The sequence below is a fragment of the Micromonospora tarensis genome (assembly GCF_016803395.1).
Lineage (GTDB): Bacteria > Actinomycetota > Actinomycetes > Mycobacteriales > Micromonosporaceae > Micromonospora > Micromonospora tarensis.
Genome location: NZ_JAEVHL010000053.1, coordinates 1 through 13,000 on the forward strand (window position 1 = coordinate 1; position 13,000 = coordinate 13,000).

The 13,000-nt window shown below is 73.2% G+C and carries 8 protein-coding genes and 2 pseudogenes; 5 read left to right on the forward strand and 5 right to left on the reverse strand.

Going from position 1 to position 13,000, the window contains the following annotated elements; all coding sequences use genetic code 11:
• The 3 genes and pseudogenes from JM949_RS13450 to JM949_RS13460 form a co-directional block, all read left to right on the forward strand.
• Positions 1–2,001, forward strand: a pseudogene (locus JM949_RS13450) (adenylate/guanylate cyclase domain-containing protein); the annotation flags it as partial.
• A gap of 180 nt (positions 2,002–2,181) precedes the next feature.
• Positions 2,182–2,685, forward strand: coding sequence for a hypothetical protein (locus JM949_RS13455; protein ID WP_203148842.1), 504 nt, complete (start codon positions 2,182–2,184; stop codon positions 2,683–2,685).
• A 30-nt stretch (positions 2,686–2,715) separates the two neighbouring features.
• A complete protein-coding gene (locus tag JM949_RS13460) occupies positions 2,716–4,212 on the forward strand; it encodes a serine/threonine-protein kinase (RefSeq protein ID WP_203148843.1) in 1,497 nt (498 codons plus the stop codon).
• On the opposite strand, the gene JM949_RS13465 is transcribed toward JM949_RS13460, so the two are convergent.
• Complete coding sequence (locus JM949_RS13465) at positions 4,199–4,531, reverse strand: hypothetical protein (protein ID WP_203148844.1); 333 nt, start codon at positions 4,529–4,531, stop codon at positions 4,199–4,201. The two genes, JM949_RS13460 and JM949_RS13465, sit on opposite strands and share 14 nt — an antisense overlap.
• A gap of 176 nt (positions 4,532–4,707) precedes the next feature.
• Here JM949_RS13465 and JM949_RS13470 point away from each other — a divergent pair, with 176 nt between their 5' ends.
• Positions 4,708–5,649 carry a transporter substrate-binding domain-containing protein gene (locus JM949_RS13470; RefSeq protein ID WP_203148845.1) on the forward strand — a complete coding sequence of 314 codons (942 nt, stop codon included), beginning with the start codon at positions 4,708–4,710 and terminating at the stop codon, positions 5,647–5,649.
• Positions 5,646–6,818 (forward strand): hypothetical protein, encoded by a 1,173-nt coding sequence (locus tag JM949_RS13475; protein WP_203148846.1) that lies wholly within the window; start codon positions 5,646–5,648, stop codon positions 6,816–6,818. The genes JM949_RS13470 and JM949_RS13475 overlap by 4 nt, the downstream gene beginning before the upstream one ends.
• A 160-nt stretch (positions 6,819–6,978) precedes the next feature.
• Here JM949_RS13475 and JM949_RS13480 read toward each other — a convergent pair whose 3' ends face one another.
• From JM949_RS13480 to JM949_RS13495, 4 genes and pseudogenes are all read right to left on the reverse strand, one after another.
• Entirely contained in the window at positions 6,979–8,142 is a 1,164-nt protein-coding gene (locus JM949_RS13480; RefSeq protein WP_203148847.1) for an acyl-CoA dehydrogenase family protein, read from the reverse strand.
• Positions 8,139–10,159, reverse strand: a pseudogene (locus tag JM949_RS13485) (ATP-binding protein). The gene JM949_RS13480 and the pseudogene JM949_RS13485 overlap by 4 nt, the downstream one beginning before the upstream one ends.
• Positions 10,160–10,170: 11 nt before the next feature.
• A complete protein-coding gene (locus JM949_RS13490) occupies positions 10,171–11,772 on the reverse strand; it encodes an acyl-CoA carboxylase subunit beta (RefSeq protein WP_203148848.1) in 1,602 nt (533 codons plus the stop codon).
• Positions 11,769–12,965 carry an acyl-CoA dehydrogenase family protein gene (locus tag JM949_RS13495; RefSeq protein WP_203148849.1) on the reverse strand — a complete coding sequence of 399 codons (1,197 nt, stop codon included), beginning with the start codon at positions 12,963–12,965 and terminating at the stop codon, positions 11,769–11,771. The genes JM949_RS13490 and JM949_RS13495 overlap by 4 nt, the downstream gene beginning before the upstream one ends.
• Positions 12,966–13,000: the final 35 nt, after the last annotated feature.

The window sequence follows — 13,000 nt, forward strand, 5'->3', positions numbered from 1 at the left end:
CTGGCGGTTGGTGCCGGGTTCGCTGGGCAGCCGGCTGCTCTCCCGGGACCTCGCCGCCGTGCTCGCCGCCCGCATCGACGCGCTGCCGCCGGACGCCGCTCGGTGCTGCGGGACGCCGCGGTCATCGGCGACACGGTCCCGAGCGGGGCCCTGGAGGCGATGCGTGACCAGCGCTCGGGCCGCGATGGCCGGCCGTCGGCGGTGATCGCTGTGGAACTTGAGCGGGCTGTGGAGGAGCTGCTGCAACGTCGGATGTTGCACCGCTCCCGGACCGGTTACTCGTTCGCGACCCCGCTGATGCGGGAGGCCGCGTACGCCGGGGTGAGCAAGGCGGAGCTGGCCGAGCGGCACGCCGCCCTGGCCCGCTGGGCGGCGCCGGCGGACGAGACCGCGTCCAGCGCGGTGGGTGGGTTCACCGACGAGGCCCGGGACGACTTCGTGGCCACCCACGTCGAGCGGGCCGCCACCCTCGCCGACGCGGTGAAGCTGCGCCCGGACGCGCCGGCCCGGACGGTGGTTCCGCTGGGCGTCGCCGCGCTCGGTCGGGCCGCCCGCCGGGCACTGTCCGCGGGTGAGCCGGTGCTGGCCGTCGAGTACGCCGAGCGCGCCACCGAGCTGGCCCGCGACGGGGTGCCGGCGGCTGACCGGGTGGTGCACGCCCGGGCGTTGCTCCAGGTCGGTCGGGTCGCCGACGCGTTGGCGTACGCCGAGAAGATCGCCGCGAACGCGGGGGGCGGTGCCACCCGGGCCGCCGCGCTGCTGCTGGCGGGGCAGGCCCAGGAGACCCTCGGCGATCAGGGCCGGGCGGTGACCGCCTGGCAGGAGGCGTTGCAGGTGGCCACGGAAGGCCAGCTGCCGGTGCAGCGTGCCACGGCGATGCGCCGGCTCGGCATGGCCGACTTCGTGGCCGGGCGGCTCAGTCAGGCGAGCAGCCGGCTGGCCGCCGCGTACCAGGTCAGCCTCGGCGCGCAGGACCGGCGCGGGCAGGCCTGGTCGCTACAGAACCTGGCCTGGGTGACCACCACCCGGGGTGACTTCGCCGGCACCGACGCGGTGCTCGGCCGGGCCGCCCGGCTCTTCGCCGAGCTGAAGGACCCGTACGGGCGGGCCTGGCTGCGTGGCACCACGGCGTTCGCCCGGCTGCTCGCCGGCCGGCTGCGCGAGGCGTGTCGGATGGCGCAGGTGTTCCTGCCCTTCGGTGAGCGGGTCGGCGAGGCGTGGGCGGTCGGTACGTTGCGCGCGGTGGCGGCGTTCGCCACCGCCGAGCTGGGTGACCTGGCCGAGGCGGACCGGGAGGCCCGCCGGGCGTACCGGGAGTTCGCCGCGGTCTCCGACGACTGGGGGCGTGGATTCGCCCTGGTGGTGCGGGCCGTGGTGGCGCGTGGGCTGGGCGAGCCGGAGCACGCGGCGGACCTGCTCACCGACGCCCTGGCGTACGCGGAGCGGACCTCGCACCCGCTGCTCACCGGGATGGCCGGCACGCTGCGGGGTTTCGTCGCGCTGGACATGGGTGACTGCGAGACGGCCGAGCAGGTCGCGCGCACCGTGTTGACCACGGTGGAACCGCACAACCCGCAGGCCCCGGCGCAGGTGGCACCTCGGGTGCTGCTGGCGACGGCTCGGCTGGCCGCCGGCGATTCGGCGACCGCGGTGGGGCTGCTCGCCCCGGTGGCCACGGCCGCGGCGAACGCGCCCTCGCTGCTCTTCTCCCGTCGCCAGACGATGGCCCAGTACGCTGCGGCGCTGCTCGCGCACGGCCAGCGGGAGCAGGCGTTGGACTGGGCCCGGCGGGCGGCCACCGCCCCGGCCGAGGACGTGCGCAGCCAGGTGATCGCGGCCAGTGTGCTGGCCGAGGCGCTGGCCGCCTGTGGGTACCCGAGCGAGGCGCTGTCCTGCGCGGAGGAGGCGGTCCGCCTGGCGTACGCGACCGAGCAGCGCAGCGAACGTGCCGCCGCCGACGCCCTGCGCGCCCGCCTGACCCCCAGCCTCTCCTCTCGTTGATCAAGAGGTTCGGGTCGAAATCCGGTTTCCGGTGACCGCAACCTCCTGATCGAGCCGGTGCGGGGATGGGGGCAGGTTTTGGCGGTTTTGGGGATGTGGTGGGTGGGGTGAGGGGCTAGCGTGTCACCACCGTGTGCCGGTCCACAGTGGTGACCGTCGCCGTGCCTGGGGAGGCCTCTCATGAAGCTGCCGCGATCCATCGCGGGCTGGACCATCGCGGTCTTCGGCGTACTGGCGTTGGTGATGGGCGCGGTCGGGCTGCTCTGGCCGGAGGCGCAGCTGCGGATGCTCGGCTTCGAGGTGCCGGCGACGAGGGCGGTCGGTGACCACACCGGGACGTTCCTGCTGGCGTCCTCGATGGCGGCCTTCAACATGGGCGTCTACTACCTGCTCGCCACGGTCACCGAGTGGCGGTCGTTCTACCGGTTCACTGTGGTCTTCCGGCTGGTCACGTTCACCGTGTTCACCATCGCGGTGCTCGCCGACATCGCGCCCGACCGGTTCTTCGGGGTGGCGGCCTGGGAGGGGCTGGGGGCGGTGGCCACCGCCGTCGGTCTGCGACTGGATGCTCGCCGGGGCACGTCGGCCGGCGGAGTCGCGTCGTCCGACGGTGCCGGGACGGCCGCTGACGCCGAGGAGGGTACCGGCCCCGCCGGCACCGCTTCGGCGGACGCGGTGCGCTGAGCCATCGGTCGGGTTGGGTATTTTCGAGCGGTGACCGAGACCCCGACCGGCGGCCCGCCAGTGCCGATCGTGCCCGGCCTGACCGATTTGCGGGTCTTTGCCCGAGGTGGCTACGCGACCGTCTACCAGGCCACCCAGATCTCCGTGGGTCGGGAGGTCGCGGTGAAGGTGGAGAACCGGACGCTGGACAGCGAGCGGGATCAGGCCCGCTTCCTACGCGAGGCGCGGGCTGCCGGCCGGATGTCGTCGCACCCGCACGTGGTGGACCTCTTCGACGTCGGGGTCACCGTCGACCAGCACCCCTACCTGATCATGGAACTCTGCGACGGCTCGTACGCCGAACGCATGCGCAGCTCGCCGCTGGGCCCGGTGGAGGCCCGCGACCTCGGCATGAAGATCGCGGACGCGCTGGCCCACTCGCACGCCGCCGGGGTGCTGCACCGCGACGTCAAGCCAGCCAACATCCTCCACTCGCCCTTCAACTCGGCGGTGCTCGCCGACTTCGGGCTGGCCGTCCTCGCCGAGCACCGGGACGCCTCGGTCACCCTTGAGGTGCTCACCCCGGCGTACGCGCCGCCGGAGATGTTCAGCCACAGCCCGCCCTCACCGGCCGTCGACGTGTACGCGCTCTGCGCCACCCTCTACGCGGTGATGCACGGCCGGCCGCCGCGTTGGCAGTCCGAGCGCAACCCCAGCCTGGTCACCGTGCTGGAGATGTTCAACCAGCCGCTCCCCGGCCTGCCCGGCGTGCCGGACGAGCTGATCGACGTGCTGCGCGCCGGCATGGCGAACGACCCGACCGCGCGCCCCTCCGCGCTGGAGTTGCACGACCTGCTCGCCAACCTGCCACTCGGCTCGCCGCCGGCACCGGTCAGCGGCCCCCCGATCGGCGGTGGCGGGACGGTCGCCGGCCCGTACCCGGCCAGCCAGCCGGTGCCCCGACCGCCCATCGAGGACACCCAGCGAGCGGTCCCCGCCGGCCGGCGCTGGCGGCGTTGGCTCTTCGGCGGCGCCGGGGTGCTGGCGCTCGCCGCCTCCGCGACCGCCGGTGCCTGGGTCGCCGACCGGGCCCCGCCGCCGAGCCCGAACCCGTCGGTCACCCAGATCGCCGCACCGGCGACCGGCCCGCTGCCCGGCTGCGCCACCGGGACCGGTATGCCCACCGCCCTGCCCGAGGGCGCCCACTGCCTGCCCGAGCTGGAATGTTTCGGCCCGGTGCGGATCCGCGGCAGCCGCGCCGAGGCGGCCCGGCTGTCCTGCGCCGGCCGACACACCTGGGAGACGTACGCCGAGGGCATCCTGCCGGTGTCGCTGGTTGGCGCCGACTACGACGAGGTGGTCGCCGCTGAGCCGGTGCGGCAGGTGTGCAGCGCCACGACGTTCCGGCTGACCACCGGGATCGCCGAGGCGACCGGCTGGCACCTGGAGGTGCTACCACCGGTTGACGGCAGCATCGACCGGACCTACCGCTGTCTGGCGGGGCGGGGCGTGGACGCGCTCACCGCTCCCACGCTCACCGGCCGCTGAGGCCGTTCGTTCCGCGCCGCCGGTCACGCACCGCACGCAAGGCGTCCCGGCTGTCCAGCGCCTCCAGGGTGTCCGCGTCGATCCCGTACGGCATCAACTCGGGCGGCCCGACGGTCGTCGACCGGTCCACCGGCTCCTGGTTGCCGACCTGACGAGCGGCGGAGACGGCGACGCCGGCGACCATGGTCAGCAGCACGCAGAGCAGCGCGAGGGCCACCCCGAGAAGATCCTGCCGCCGCCACACGACCAGCATGACCAGCGGCGCGAGGGCTCCGAGCGCCGCGAGCACCGCTACCGTCCGGGCATTGGATCTGGGCAATCGACTCACCCGTCCAGCATGTCGCCGCGGGGCCGGGTGTCAACCGCAGAGCCGACCGGCGCGCCGATCCGTGCTGATCGATTGGCCTGCGTGGAGTGGCCGATCGGTGCGCCACGGACTGGACCGGAACGGCTACTCTCGGTGTCCCGCAGGCCGTTTCGTCAGCGAGGTCGCCAATGAACGTACACAGTTCCCAGTCCCGGCTCCGCTCGGTCGCGACGACGCTGGCGGTCGCCCTGACCCTCACTCTGGCCGCGGCCGCCGGGTGCGACAGCCGGCAGCAACCGGACCTGCCGTCCGTGCAGGAGAAGCTGCGCGAATCGCACATCTACGGTCTGTCGAAGCTGCGCATCGGTGTCGCCACCAACGAGCCGCTGATGGGCGAGTTGCGCAACGGTCAGCACGTCGGCTTCGACGTCGAGATCGGCCGGTACGTCGCCGCCTCCCTCGGCTTCGAGGGGGACCAGCGGTTGGAGTTCGTCTCGGTGGCCACCGAGGACCGGATCCCGGCGCTCCAGGGCGGCACCGTCGACCTGGTGGTGTCCAGCTTCTCGATGACCGAGGAGCGCAAGAAGCTGGTCAGCTTCGCCGGCCCGTACTTCGTCACCACCCAGGAGGTGATGGTGGCGGCGCGGCTCAAGGACCGGATCCGCACCATCGAGGACCTGCGTGACCCGGCCTACCGGGTGTGCACCAGCGGCGGTTCCACCACCGAGGCCGAGTTGGAGAAGCACCAGGTCAAGACGTTCGTGGTCAAGGACGTCGGCGACTGCGTCGAGGGCATCCGGAAGGGCCGGTACGACGCGGTCAGCTCCGACGAGTCGATCCTCGCCGGATTCCTGGCCAGCTTCCCCAAGGATTTCGAGATCGTGGACATGCCGTTCGGCACCAGCGAACTGCTCGGCATCGGCGTGCCGATCGGCGACCCGGCGTTGCGCGACCTGGTCGCGTTCTTCCTGCAGAAGAGCTACGAGCAGGGCCGGGACGGCGACGCGAGCCCGTGGCAGACCGCGTACAACCGGACCCTGGGCCCGTGGCTGAAGGCCGAGAAGCGCCAACCGCAGCCGCTGGAGGTGCCGAAGCTTGTCGACTTCGACGACAAGGCGCCGTCGAAGTGAGCGCGGCCCCGACCGCGACCGGCGGCGACGGGCCGGTCCCGCCACCCCGGACGTCCGCGCCAGCCGACGAGACCGGCCCGCCGACCGCCTCGCCGAACGTGGTGGACGACGTCGACTGGCCGGCCGGTGTGCCGGTCGCCGAACCCGCCGAGCCGGTCCTCGCCGACGTCCAGCCCGGGCGGGTCCGCTGGGACCCGGCGGAGCGGCGGGCCCGGGCCAGCCAGTCGTTCTGGACGGCCGTGGTGGGCGTACCGGCGATCTTCTCGGTGCTCCGCCTCGGCGTGGAGGCCGGCGGGGAACTTCAGACCACGTTGCTGCTGGTGGCCAACGTCGGGCCGGTCAACCTGCTCGCCGGCTTCCTGACCACGGCGGCCCGGCTGCTCTCCACCGGCCTGGTCGCCGTCTTCGCGCTCGGCGCGGTGCTGGCCGTCAGCGCGGATCGACTTCCGGCGGGCAGCCGCCGTCGGCCGCTCTTCGCCCGCTGGGCCGACATCACCCCGGCCTGGGTGGTGCTGGCCAGCTTCCTGCTCGCCCTGATCACCTGGCCGTTGCTCTACCTTCCGCTGCTGTTGCCGGCGTTCGTGGCCGCGTTCCAGCTCCGCCCCGCGCGGCTGCACGACCAGGTGATCCCGCGGCTGCTGATGCTCGCCGCGCTGCTCGCCGGGTACGCCTGGCTGCTGCTGCCCACCCTGCGCGAGGCCAGCAAGCAGGGCGAGTGGCTGGTGCTGGCGCTCATCGTGGTGCCGCCGGTGCTGGCGCTCTTCGTCGCGGGGCCGCTGCCGGGCATGGTGATCCGGCCGCTGGCGTCGCTGACCGAGATGGCGGTGCTGGCCACCCTGGTCTGGGCCGCGGTGCCGGTGATCAGCACACCGGTGTTGCCGCTGACCGTCACCACTGTGGGCCCGGAGAGTGGGCCCACCGAGGACGTACGCGGGCACGTGGTCACCACCGACGACGTCAACATGGTGATCCTGCAGGAGCGGGGCGGCGTCCGCTATGTCCCGGTTGAGCTGGTCCGCGCCCAGGTGCTCTGCCCGAGCGAGGAGGAGCTGCCCCGCCACCAGCTGCGCGTTCACGACTTCCACGTCGAGGACTCGCTGCTGGAGGGGATGGGTCGCCGGGTCCGTCCGGTCCACCGCATCGACGCCGCCTGCCGGGCCCCGGCCTGAGCACCGGCGGCGCGACTCGCGCGTGATCGACTCGGGTTCCAGGAAGTCGGGGCATCAGTGGCGCTTGGACACCGCAAGTTCAAGGAAACCGAGTCGATCACGCAACGCGGGCGGGCGCGGTCACGGCCCGCCACGCGCGGGCGGGCGCGGCGGCCCGGGGTCAGTACGACTTGTCCTGGCCGAGGACGTGCTGGGCCACGAAGTTGAGGATCATCTCCCGGCTGACCGGGGCGATCCGGCCGGCCCGGACCGCGCCGAGCAGGGTCGCCACCCCGTACTCGGTGGTCATGCCAGCCCCGCCGAGCACCTGGACGGCGGTGTCCACGGCGAGCGCGGCGGCGTCCCCGGCCGCGTACTTGGCCATGTTGCCGGCGACCCCGGCCTCCAGGTCACGGCCGGCGTCGTACAGGGTGGCCGCCTTCTGGATCATCAGGCGGGTCAGCTCCACCTGCACCGCCGCGTGCGCCAGCGGATGCGAGACCCCCTGGTGGGAGCCGATGCTCCGACCACCCCAGACCTTCCGGGTGGCGGTGTACCCGCTGGCCCGCTCGATGGCGTACCGGCCGGTGCCGGCACCCATCGCGGCCACCGTGATCCGCTCCGGGTTCAACCCGGCGAAGAGCGCCGGCAACCCGGCGTCCAGCGACTCGCCGAGCAGCGCGTCGGCGGGCACCCGCACGTCGTCCAGGTAGAGCAGGAACTGGTTCTCCGGGGACACGATCTCCATGTCCAGCTTGGACCGGGTCAGCCCGGCCGCGTCGGTCGGCACCAGGAAGAGCGCCGGCTTCAGCTTGCCGGTGGCGGAGTCCTCGGTCCGGGCCACCACCAGCACGTGACCGGCCTCGTCCACCCCGGAGATGTAGCACTTGCGGCCGTTCAGCAGCCAGCCCTCGCCGTCCCGGCGAGCCACGGTGCCGAGCCGGTGGAAGTTGGACCCGGCCTCCGGCTCGGTGATCGCGAAGACGATCTTCTGGGAGCCGTCGGCGAGGCCGGGCAGGTGCCGCTTGCGCTGCTCCTCGGTGCCGTGCCGGCTGAGCACCGTCGCCGCGATGGCGGGGGAGACCACCAGCAGCAGCAGCGGGCAGCCCGCCGCCGCCAACTCCTCGCAGACGATGGCCAGCTCGGTGATGCCACCGCCCCCGCCGCCGTACTCGGTGGGGATGTTGACCCCCAGGTAGCCGAGCCGTCCCGCCTCGGCCCACAGCTCGGTGGTGTGCTCGCCGGCCTTCGCCTTCTCGACGAAGTAGCCGTGACCGTAGCGGCGGCCGAGCGCCCGCACGGCGTCGCGCAGCTGGTCCTGCTCCGGCGTGAGGTCGAAGGTCATCTGTGGTCCTCCTCGATAACGGCCAGCACCGCGCCGGTCTGCACCTGACCCCCGGCCTGGACCGGCAGCTCGGCGACCACGCCGTCGGTCGGGGCGAGCACGGGATGTTCCAGCTTCATCGCTTCCAGCGTGAGCAGTGGGTCACCGGCCGCGACCCGCTGGCCGACCTGGACGTGCACCCGGGTCACCGCGCCGGGCAGCGGCGCGAGCAGCGACCCGGCCGCCACGTCCGCGCTGGGCAGCGGGAGACGCGGCAACTCGACCAGGCTCGCCGCCCCGTCCGGGCCGTCCACGAAAGCCACCGACCCGGCCCGGTGTACGCGGTACGCGCACCGAACCCCGTCGACGTCGAGCACCACCCGGTCCGGGGCGGCCTCGACCAGCGCCACGGGGGGCGCGACCGCCGGTCCGGCGGCGTCGGAATCGGCCGGCCGGGTCGCGGTGCCCCCGGCCGCCGACGTGCTGGACCACTCGACGAGCCCGCCGGTGCGGTCCAGGCGGTAGCGGATCTCGACCTCGCCGCCGTCCGGGTCGGTGAAGCGGATGACCTGCGGGACGGCGGGCACGTTGCGCCAGCCCGACGGCAGGCCGGCCAGCACCGGTGCGGTCGCCCGCCGGTGCGCGGCGCCGGCCAGCGCGGCGGCGAGAGCGGTGAGCGGGACCTGGTCAGCGGGGAGGAGCGGGGCGAAGACCTCGGGGTGCCGGTCCAGGAACCCGGTGTCGATCTCCACGGCGGCGAAATCGGCGCTGCGCAACACCCGGACCAGCAGGTCCCGGTTGGTGGTCACCCCGTGCAGCTCGGCTCGGGCCAGCGCGCCGGCCAGCAGCCGAGCCGCCTCCGCGCGGGTACGACCCCAGGCGACGAGCTTCGCCAGCATCGAGTCGTAGTGCACCCCGACCACCGAGCCGTCCACCACACCCGAGTCGAGCCGCAGACCCGGTCCGGTCAGGCCACCGAACTCGGTCGCCACACCCGGGACCGTGAAGCGGTGCAGCGTGCCGGTGACCGGCCGCCAACCCGCCGCCGCGTCCTCCGCGCAGAGGCGCACCTCGATCGCGTGGCCGGTGCTCGCCGGCAGGGCCGCCGGCAGCGGCCGCCCTCGGCGACGAGCAGTTGCAGCCCCACCAGGTCCAGTCCGGTGCACAGCTCGGTGACCGGATGCTCCACCTGGAGCCGGGTGTTCATCTCCAGGAAGAAGAACTCACCGGTCGGGGCGAGCAGGAACTCCACGGTGCCCGCGCCGAGGTAGTCGACAGCGCGTCCGGCGGCCACCGCCGCCTCGTGCAACGCCGCCCGCACCCGCTCCGGCAGGACCGCCGGCGCCTCCTCGACGATCTTCTGGTGCCGGCGCTGGATCGAGCACTCCCGGTCACCGAGGGCCAGCACCCGACCGTCGGCGTCACCGAAGATCTGCACCTCGACGTGCCGGCCACGCTCGACGTACCGCTCGATGAAGACAGTGCCGTCGCCGAACGCGGCGGCCGCCTCGCGGCGCGCGGACGCGACGGCCTCGGCCAACCCGTCGGCGTCCCGGACGATCCGCATGCCCCGGCCGCCGCCGCCGGCGGACGCCTTCACCAGCACCGGGAAATCCCTGACCTGGTCGGCGTCGGTCCAGCTCGGCAGCATCGGCACGCCAGCCTCGGCGAGCAGCGCCTTCGCGGCCAGCTTGTCGCCCATCGCGGCGATCACCTTGGCCGGTGGCCCCACCCAGGTCAGCCCGGCGTCGGTCACCGCCGCCGCGAACTCGGCATTCTCGGCCAGGAACCCGTAGCCCGGGTGGACCGCGTCCGCTCCGCTGCGCCGGGCCGCGTCCAGGATCAGATCGACCCGCAGGTACGTCTCGGCCGGCGTGACCCCCGGCAACCGGACCGCCCGGTCGGCCTCGGCGACGAACGGCGCGGCGGCGTCCGCGTCCGAGTGCACGGCGACCGTCTCCACCCCGAGCACCCGGCAGGTCGCGAAGACCCGGCGGGCGATCTCCCCCCGGTTGGCCACCAGCAATCGCTTGATCATCAGACCGCCCCTCACATCCGGAAGACGCCGAAGCCGTCGGCGCCCCTCACCGGTCCGTTGTGGATCGCCGAGAGGCAGAGCCCGAGGACGGTCCGGGTGTCCCGGGGGTCGATCACCCCGTCGTCGTAGAGCCGGCCGGAGAGGAAGAGCGCGCCCGACTGCGACTCGATCTGCTGCTCGACCATCATCCGCATCGCCGCGTCGGACTCCTCGTCGTAGTCACGTCCCCGGGCGGCGGCGGCCTGCCGGGCCACGATGGAGAGCACGCCGGCGAGCTGGGCCGGGCCCATCACCGCCGACTTCGCGTTCGGCCAGGTGAACAGGAACCTCGGCTCGTACGCCCGACCGCACATCCCGTAGTTGCCGGCCCCGTACGAGGCACCCAGGTTGACCGTCAGGTGCGGCACCGTCGAGTTCGACACCGCGTTGATCATCAGCGCACCGTGCTTGATGATGCCGCGCTGCTCGTACTCCGTGCCGACCATGTAGCCGGTGGTGTTCTGTAGGAAGATCAGCGGGGTGTCGGAGGCGTTCGCGAGCTGGATGAACTGGGCAGCCTTCTGCGCCTCCGCGCTGAACAGCACCCCGCGGGCGTTGGCCAGCACCCCCACCGGGTAACCGTGCAGCTCGCCCCAGCCGGTGATCAGCGCGTCCCCGTACGCCGGCTTGAACTCGTCGAAGTCGCTGCCGTCGAGGACCCGGGCCAGCACCTCCCGGGGGTCGAACGGCACCTTCAGGTCGGCGCTGGTGATGCCGAGCAGCTCCTCCGGGTCGTACTTCGGTGGCTGCGCCACCGCCGTACGCGGCGCGGGGCCCTGCTTGCGCCAGTTCAACCGGCGGACGCACATCCGGGCCAGCCGGATGCCGTCCCGTTCGTCGGCGGCCAGGTGGTCGGCGAGCCCGGACGTGCCGGCGTGCATCACCGCACCGCCCAGCGACTCGTCGTCGGTGACCTCGCCGGTCGCCATCTTCACCAGCGGCGGACCGGCCAGGTAGACCTGCGACCGGTCCCGGATCATGATCACGTGATCGGACATCCCCGGCACGTACGCGCCGCCGGCGGTGGCGTTGCCGAAGACCACGCTGACCGTGGGGATGCCGGCCGCCGAGAGCCGGGTGAGGTCACGGAACACCCGACCACCCGGGATGAAGATCTCCGCCTGGGTGGGCAGGTCCGCCCCGGCCGACTCGACCAGGTTGACCATGGGCAGCCGGTTGGCCAGGGCGATCTCGCCCGCCCGCCGGGTCTTGGCGAGCGACCACGGGTTCACCGCGCCGCCGCGTACCGTCGGGTCGTTGGCGACGATCAGGCACTCCACGCCCTCCACCACCCCGATGCCGGTGACCACGCTGGCCCCCACCGGAAAGTCCGTGCCGTACGCGGCGACCGGCGACAACTCCAGGAACGGGCTGTCCGCGTCGACCAGCAGCTCGATCCGCTCCCGGGGGAGCAGCTTGCCGCGGCCGTGGTGCCGGGTCACGTACTTCTCGCCGCCGCCGGCCCGGGCCTGGTCCAGCGCGGCCGCCAGCTCGGTCAGCCGCTCCAGCAATGCCGCCCGGTTCGCCAGGTACGCGGGCGCGGACGGGTCGATGCCGCTGTCCAGGATGCTCACAGGCCGATGCCCTTCGCGATGATCTCGTTCATGATCTCGGTGGTGCCGCCGCCGATGCCGAGGATCCGGGCATCGCGGTAGTGCCGCTCCACCTCGGCGTCGCGCAGGTAGCCGAAGCCGCCGTGCAGTTGCAACGCCTGGTCGACGACGTGGTCGCAGGCGGCCACCGCCACGTTCTTGGCCATCGCCACCTCGGTCACCACCGGCTCGCCTGCCGCGACCCGACCCGCCACCTCGTGCACGTACGACCGGGCCGCCTCGGCCCGGGTGTGCATCTCGGCCAACCGGTGTCTGATCAACTGCCGGCTGGCCAGCGGACGCCCGAAGGTCTCCCGGTCCCGGCACCAGCGCACCGCCAGCTCGACGCAGCGCTGCGCGGTCGCGTACGCCTGGGTGGCCAGTGAGAGCCGTTCCGCCGCGAAGTGCTGCATGATCGCCAGGAAACCGGTGTTCTCCGCCCCGATCCGGTTGGCCACCGGCACCCGCACGTCGACGAAGGACAGCTCGGCCGTGTCCGAACAGTGCCAGCCCAGCTTCTCCAGTCGGCGGCCCACGGTGAACCCGGGCAACCCCTTGTCGATGACCAGCAGGGTGAGTGCCCCGCTCCCGGGGAAGTCGGTGCAGACCGCGGTGGTCACGAAATCGGCCCGGTGCCCACTGGTGATGTACGTTTTCGACCCGTTCACCACGTAGTGGTCGCCGTCGCGGCGGGCGGTGGTGCGGATGCCGGCCACGTCCGAGCCGCCGTCCGGTTCGGTGATCGCCAGCGCGCCGATCATCGTGCCGGCCAGGGTGGGCCGGACGTACCGTTCGACCATGTCGTCGTCGCCCGGCGACGAGGTGCCGCCGAGTCGACCGCCCAACGAACCACCCGTACCGGCACCCGCCGCCGCGACCAGGTGCGGCAGCGCGATGCCGTGCGTGAACAGGGCGGCCACCAGCCCGGACGAGCCACCGGAGCGGATCAGCTCCTCGGTCACGATGATCGAGTCGAGCAGGTCACCGCCGCTGCCACCTACCGACTCCGGGAAGCCGATGCCGAGCAGGCCGAGCTTCGCGGCGCTCGCGTGCAGCGACCGGGGCACCTCACCCGCCCGCTCCCACTCGTCCAGGTGCGGCAACACCTCCCGGGTCACGAAGGCGCGGGTCAGCTCCCGTAGCTGCCGCCGCTCCGGGGTGTCCACGATGCTCACGGCGTCACCTCGGTTCGCGACTGCGGGGCTCGCAG

Excerpts from the sequence above, each read along its gene's own strand:
- JM949_RS13480 (WP_203148847.1), bottom strand. The coding sequence starts at position 8,142 with ATGACCTTCGACCTCACGCCGGAGCAGGACCAGCTGCGCGACGCCGTG.
- JM949_RS13470 (WP_203148845.1), top strand. The coding sequence starts at position 4,708 with ATGAACGTACACAGTTCCCAGTCCCGGCTCCGCTCGGTCGCGACGACG.
- JM949_RS13455 (WP_203148842.1), top strand. The coding sequence starts at position 2,182 with ATGAAGCTGCCGCGATCCATCGCGGGCTGGACCATCGCGGTCTTCGGC.